This window comes from Brevibacillus sp. IT-7CA2 (assembly GCF_949767855.1).
Taxonomy (GTDB): domain Bacteria; phylum Bacillota; class Bacilli; order Brevibacillales; family Brevibacillaceae; genus Brevibacillus.
The window spans coordinates 1-5074 of sequence record NZ_CATKQT010000024.1; the positions used below are offsets into that span (position 1 = coordinate 1).

A 5074-nucleotide genomic window follows, 5' to 3' on the forward strand; every position below is an offset into this window, starting at 1 on the left:
CAGGATAGTTCAAAAAACCAAAGCCTTATGGTCGTGATAAAACGTAAAGGGGCTATCTAGAAAGTCAGTCTAAGCCGACTTTCTAGATAGCCTCACTCCAAAACAACTTTGGCATCTAAACAGGTTCAGTCTACAACACTATTTCCTACAAACAAAGATAGCAGATTAGAGCTCTTGCTTCTTCGTAGGAATAATCTCTCCCGTTTTCACATCTATTCCAATAGTGATAGATTGTTTGGGATCTTTTCCAGTAAACGTAAGGTTATATCTGCTAAATTTGTTTACAAAGTTGTCTACAATATTGGCACTTGAAATCACATAGGATTTTGCTTCTGGACGTGAGGCATAGAATTTATCTACCCCGGATTTTACATTTGGGTATGATAGAACTGTAGCAGCATCCAATGATTGTATGGTATAGTTAAGGTTTCCCGTTTTCGAATCTACTCCAAAGTGAAAAAAGTTTTTTGAATCTTTTTCAAGTCTAATAACATACTTATCATACTCACCTTTTGAAACCACATCTTGATAAGCACTGATCTCATAAGATTTTGTTTCTGGAAACTGTGCATAGACGTTATCGATTGCTGCTTTCACAGCCTTGTCGGCAAGAGCTTCGGAAGCTGAGACTTTTTTGTAAATTCCTGCATACAATTCTTGGTTTTGAGCTACAGTCTTTTGAGTTGGCTTTTCATTTGCACTTACTACTAAAGCTCCAGATAGGGAAATCGCAGTAGCCAATCCTAAAGCTGCCAAACGTACGGATGTTTTTTCAAGGTTTTTTTTCATACCAATTCTCCTTCACGTTTATGATTTCTTTCCTAGGTATAAGTTAGAAAAAACTTCTAAAATATATAGTGGGATAAACTTAAAATTTTTATTAAAGTTCTTTGGTCATATAGCTTATCCCATGTTTTTGTCCCTTTAGCAAGTTGAATGGTCCTTTGCTTATAACGGTCCGTTTAAAAGACAAAAATCCCCCTCAAATGAGGAGGATTTTTTCGATTAACATTACACTTCTTTTGGCAACACAATTCCACGATAAAGCTGAACCGTGATGTAATAGTAAATCGCATAGATCACAACGAAAATCAGCGTTGGAATCCAGATGTTCAGATACGGATCCAAGAGGATGAACGAGAACATCTCCATACCGATCAATACGTGCATCAGACCGATGATCGCCGGGAAAATGAATACCATAAACAGCTCTTTATAGATCGAACCTACGAGCAACGATTGACGTACGCCGATTTTTCGCAGCATGCTGTAACGGTCTTTGTCACGGGAAGCACCGGACAAGATTTTGAACATCAGGCAGCTCGCCATCATCGCCAGGAAGGCAATTCCGAGGAAGAAGCCCATGAACATCGTCCCGCTTGTGAAAATATACATGCTCGCATACGTGCTGTATTTGGAAGATGTGTATACGTCTTTCGCTTCCACATTTGTGATAGACCCAATCATTTGCTTTTGACGTTCATCCATTGCTTTTAATTCCTGCGTGTATTTCAAATAGTCGTCTACCTGGGCAAGGAGAACCTTGTGTTCACTTCCAGTGGTTTGCTCATACGTCGCCTGATCCACAACCAGAATAGATTTGCCCTCAATCATCTGGTAGTTGATAAAATTGGTGAATAACGCTTTGTCCCAATCCTCAGGAATGGCATCGTATTTACCTTTGTCTTCTTTTGACGCACTTACGATATACGTTTCTTTCGGAAGCGGATCTGTCACAAGTTTTGGCTTGTTGTCAGCAGAGTAATTTTGCATGCTGTTCGTGGAAATCAACAGCGGATTTGCCAGCAAGTCTTCCTTCAAGTAGTAATACGCCTTGTCGTCAACTTTGTATCGATACGTATTTTGCTTGAGAACGTTCATTTTTTTCAACGCCTGATAATCCGCTTCAACCGGATCATGCAGATTCATGTCATACACATGGAACACCGTAGTAAACAAATTGACGTTTTGCTGGAAGGCCAAGCCCCCTGCCATCGCCCCGACACCAAGCCCAATCAACATTGCTACTGTACCAAGGATTTTGGTCAGGTTGTTCACCCGAAAGCGCAGCTGAGCAAAGGTGAATGCGTTCAACTTGCTATCATTCAGCTTTTTATTTTTCTTCAAAGCCTGTACAAGAACTGGCAACAACGAGATGAAAATCAAGTACGTCCCGACTGTGCATGAAATAGCGCCTACGATAAAGCCGAGTGCTTGCAGGTACATAATCAAGTGCAAGCATGTATAGCCCAGAGCCAATAGGATAACGCCAAGGATAGCTACCAAAACTGCCCCGATTCCTTTTGACTTGATTGTGTCATTTTGTTGCTCGGCACGGATGAGAGCGAGCTCAGTTGCACGAGCCAAACGAGCCGCATTGACCGTAGCTGTGATGATAAACAGGATGAGGAAGAATCCCCATGTCATCCAAATCGCTGGCAGATAAAAAGGATAGTACCCATCTGTCGAAATCTCCAGCAGGTTCATGAGCAAGACGCCGATACCGCTTGCAAGCGCAATACCAACCAGACTACCGATCACCAGGGAAATGATTCCCATCGTCAATGTTTCCAGGAACAAAATCTGGCTGATTTTCCCCTTCTTCGCCCCTAAAACCATGTACATTCCGAGCTCTTTGCGCCGTAGCGAGAGTAGGAATGAGTTGGCATAGAAGATATAGAAAATCGTGATAAACGCCAGCAGGAACGCCCCTACATTGAAAACGATCTGAATCGAAGAGATCATCGAGTTGTTCTTCGTGTAATCAGAATTGAGGGCAAGCGTCTGGAACATGTAAAAAATCGAAATGGAGATGACCAGACCCACAAGCAGAACCAGATAGTCCTTCATCATCTTCCGCATACTGGACAAGGATAGCTTTAAAAGCATGAAACGTTACCTCCTAGCGTACATCATGTGATGCACCTAGCTCGGCCAGTACATCCAGAATTTGTTTGAAAAATTGCTGACGATCCCCCGTACGTTGAATCTCGGTGTACAGCTTGCCGTCTTGAATGAACAAGATACGTTTGCAATAACTCGCAGAAAAAGCATCATGCGTAACCATCATGATTGATACTTGGTGGTTCTCATTCAAATCTGTCATCGTTTCTAGCAAACTTTTCGCATTCTTCGAGTCGAGGGCGCCCGTCGGTTCGTCCGCCAGCAAAATCGCAGGATCATGCACAAGTGCGCGTGCTGCTGCGGCTCGTTGTTTTTGTCCTCCAGAAATTTGAACCGGATATTTTTGCAAAATCTCTTCGATCCCGAGTGTTTGTGCTACTTTACTTACTTTGGTGCTGATCTCTTTGGAAGGGACACCTTGCAGAGACAGCGGCAGTGCAATGTTCTCATACACGGACAAATTCTCTAGCAGGTTGAAATCTTGAAAGATAAAGCCGAGCTTTTGCGAGCGAAAATCTGCGAGCTGGTCACGCTTCATCTGTGTAATGTTCGTTCCCGCAATTTCAATAAAGCCTTCCGTTGGACGATCCAGTGTGGAAATCACGTTGAGCAGAGTCGTTTTACCCGAACCGGATGGACCCATGATCCCCACGAACTCTCCTTTGTCTATCGTCAGCGATACGCCTTTTAAGGCATGCGACTGGCTTTCACCTTTTGTCCCATATATTTTTTGAACGTCTTTCACTTCTAGTACAGCAGTACTCATTCTACGTTCCTCCATTTTCTATCTATTGGCTAGCGTTCATTGTTTCCGTCGCTATTAACTGTAACCAAATTCCAGAATAGGAGCTATTGATGTTCCTTACAGTTACCTTTACATTTTGTAAGGTTTATTACGTGAGACGAAAAAAAGCCATCCGACGAGGGATGGCTTCCGTTGTAAGCTATTTTTTACTTTTGTTCTCTTCGTGTCTTTTGATCAGCATATCTACGATCATATCAATATGTGCTGTGATCGCGATTGGGTCATAGCGATAGAATGTATCGTAGTCGTTGTAGAAAATCTGATTGTTTTTGGCTGCAGGGGTCGCTTTCCAGACAGCCGACTCCTGTAAGGTTTTCAAGGCTTCGCTATTTTTTTCCGGATTGTAGAAAGTCACGAACATGTAATCTGCCGCATATTCTGGCAAGGTCTCCATGGACAGCTGTACGGTTTGTTCTTTTGATTTGTCTGCGCGCGGCATTTTCAGCTTCAATGCATTGTACACTGTTTGACCACCGCGCCCTGCGTTGTCTCCGAAGATCCACAAATCTCCTTTGTTTGTCAGCTCGTAGAGACCGACAGTCGCATTCTCATCCACGATGCCTTTCAACTTTTCGCGACCCTCGGCAGCCTCCTTGTCAAAGTCTGCAATGAATTTGTCTGCCTTTTCTTTATCGCCAACTACTTCTCCGAACAATTTGACCGTATCGTAAATGTTTGTCGCCGTACCGTACGGGAGATAAACGGTTGGAGCGATTTTGGACAAGGCTTCATAGTTGTCATCATACATGACGACGATGAGGTCAGGAGCGAGCTCTAACGTTTTCTCCACATTGATCCGTGGGCTACCCACGTCCTGCGCATTTTTTAATGGTTCAACGGTAAATGGGCTTTTGAAAGCTTCCGTCTCTGCACCGATTACATTTCCGCCTACTGCAATCAACTCGCCTGCGTAGTAGTCGGTCACAATACGCTGTGGCTTGTCAGGAATTTGAATCGTTCCTTTTGGTGTTTCAATGCTGCGCATTTTATTCTCAGTAGGGGCTTCTGTTGACTTGTCAGCTGGCTTGGAAGCAGAATCCGTCGCGGGTGCTGGCGTTGCCTTATTTGCTCCACCACATGCTGTCAAAAAAAGCGAAAACACAAAAATGACAGCAAGGACAGCTTTACCTGTTTTGTTCGTAAGCATGATGAGCCTCCCTTATGTACGTTTGTAAGATAGATGTAAGGAATATCCTTATCGATATTGATTATCATTATCGATAAAACTATAACAAAGAGTATTTTTACTGTCAATCGCACGAGCTTTGCGAAAAAAGGCAAAAAAAATCCCTTTCTGAGAAAGGGATCAGGCTGTCGAGAAACCCCCAGTCTGGATTTCTCGGATTAAGATAAAAAATTTTGACC

At 43.1% G+C, this 5074-nt stretch carries 4 protein-coding genes; all 4 read right to left on the reverse strand.

From position 1 onward, the window contains the following. Positions 1-165 precede the first annotated feature (165 nt). Complete coding sequence (locus tag ACM6JA_RS16310) at positions 166-789, reverse strand: hypothetical protein (protein ID WP_414853152.1); 624 nt, start codon at positions 787-789, stop codon at positions 166-168. Positions 790-1011: 222 nt separating this feature from the next. Beyond that, positions 1012-2889: an FtsX-like permease family protein gene (locus ACM6JA_RS16315; RefSeq protein WP_414853153.1), complete on the reverse strand. Its 1878-nt coding sequence runs from the start codon at positions 2887-2889 to the stop codon at positions 1012-1014. A 13-nt stretch (positions 2890-2902) separates the two neighbouring features. Further along, positions 2903-3670 carry an ABC transporter ATP-binding protein gene (locus tag ACM6JA_RS16320; protein WP_007718717.1) on the reverse strand — a complete coding sequence of 256 codons (768 nt, stop codon included), beginning with the start codon at positions 3668-3670 and terminating at the stop codon, positions 2903-2905. Positions 3671-3848: 178 nt separating this feature from the next. Beyond that, positions 3849-4856: an ABC transporter substrate-binding protein gene (locus ACM6JA_RS16325; protein ID WP_414853154.1), complete on the reverse strand. Its 1008-nt coding sequence runs from the start codon at positions 4854-4856 to the stop codon at positions 3849-3851. Positions 4857-5074 lie beyond the last annotated feature (218 nt).